We start from the raw sequence: 1,287 nt of genomic DNA on the forward strand, positions 1-1,287 counted from the left end.
CGCCTTAGCTGTTCACAATAAATGAATTGAGGCTTATTGGTTTTCCTGTTCCGTGAGCAATATTTATTAATTCTATGTAAACAAGAGAATAAGGGGAGTAGACTCTAAAATTAGGGGTTTAAACCGCTTGCACCTCATTCACTAAACGTCCACTTGCCTTATCACCCTGCAACGTCATAAAAGTACCACTTCCTCTGGCCACTAGTTTCTCTTTGTCATCAATAATATCGAATTCAACCAGGCCAATCGTCTTGCCTTTTTGAACTATCCTTCCGGTAGCCAGAAGTTTACCCTCCCATACCGGTCTCAAATAATTGATTTTCAATTCCAGGGTAACAAAGGACTCATCTAGTTCCAGTGCGCTTGCATAAGCCAATCCCATAGCAGAATCGCCAATAACACACAGAATACCACCATGCAAAGTTCCTGTTGGATTGGCATGGCTCTTTGTAGCCTCAAATTCAATAGTGCCTTTGCCCTCCTCGACATCGGTAACTCTGAAACCAACGAGTTGAGCAACAGGCGGCGCTGCAACTTCACCACTGACATATTTTTGGAGATAATCTAACATTTTTGCCATAGTCACAACCCTTTCAATAATTATAGTTCTTTCTCCTAATAATATATGTATATACACATATTTGGGCATAATTAAATCATAATCTTCTCAATACAGAGGATCACTTTTTCCTAGCAATCCTTGACAGATTCTTTAGGTCTCCCATGAATGTTTTTAGCCTTTCTTCTCCTAGTTCCCCTGCCAACCTTTCCTGTACACTCTCCCACAATGGTAGAGCCTCTTGCAATACGAGGGCCCCCTTTTCCGTTAGTGTTATTCTTTGCAGACGCCGGTCTTCTCCCTCTTCTATCTTTACTAGCCCCCTTTTCTCCAGAATTTTGGCGTTTCGACTCACGGTTGAACGTTCCATACCCAGGGGTCGGGCAAGTTTCCCAATTGTTGTATCCTCTTGACCGGCAACCGCCATCAGCAAGGAAAACTGGGTTCCCTTGAGCTTAGCCGGCTTTAGAGCCTGGTCATAGATTTGGCTTAAAAGGCGGGTCGCCTTTCGTAGATTGAAACCCACGCATGCTATGCCTGAATTTTTGGATATTTCCTTTAAGTTTTCCTTAACTGAATGGTCGTGTTCCATGTAAACCTCCATTTCTCCGCCTACTGCGGGCGACACAAATAGGAATGAAAACCGGGATGTGCAGTAACCATCCTTTGGGTACAATAGCCTTGAGGGAAAGGCACACTACAAAGCACGGTGAGGTGAGTTGCAGACT

General features: G+C 43.7%; 2 protein-coding genes. Both read right to left on the reverse strand.

Annotated elements, in window-relative coordinates:
- Positions 1–118: 118 nt before the first annotated feature.
- Entirely contained in the window at positions 119–580 is a 462-nt protein-coding gene (locus Psfp_RS21110) for a PaaI family thioesterase (protein ID WP_134220473.1), read from the reverse strand.
- A gap of 100 nt (positions 581–680) precedes the next feature.
- Positions 681–1,163, reverse strand: a complete 483-nt coding sequence (locus Psfp_RS21115) for a MarR family winged helix-turn-helix transcriptional regulator (protein WP_205079651.1) — start codon at positions 1,161–1,163, stop codon at positions 681–683.
- Between the last annotated feature and the right edge of the window lie 124 nt (positions 1,164–1,287).

This window comes from Pelotomaculum sp. FP (assembly GCF_004369245.1).
Lineage (GTDB): Bacteria > Bacillota > Desulfotomaculia > Desulfotomaculales > Pelotomaculaceae > Pelotomaculum_C > Pelotomaculum_C schinkii.

What these genes read in the sequence shown, in the direction of transcription:
- Psfp_RS21110 (WP_134220473.1), bottom strand. Translation starts at nt 580, where the DNA reads ATGGCAAAAATGTTAGATTATCTCCAAAAATATGTCAGTGGTGAAGTT.
- Psfp_RS21115 (WP_205079651.1), bottom strand. Translation starts at nt 1,163, where the DNA reads ATGGAGGTTTACATGGAACACGACCATTCAGTTAAGGAAAACTTAAAG.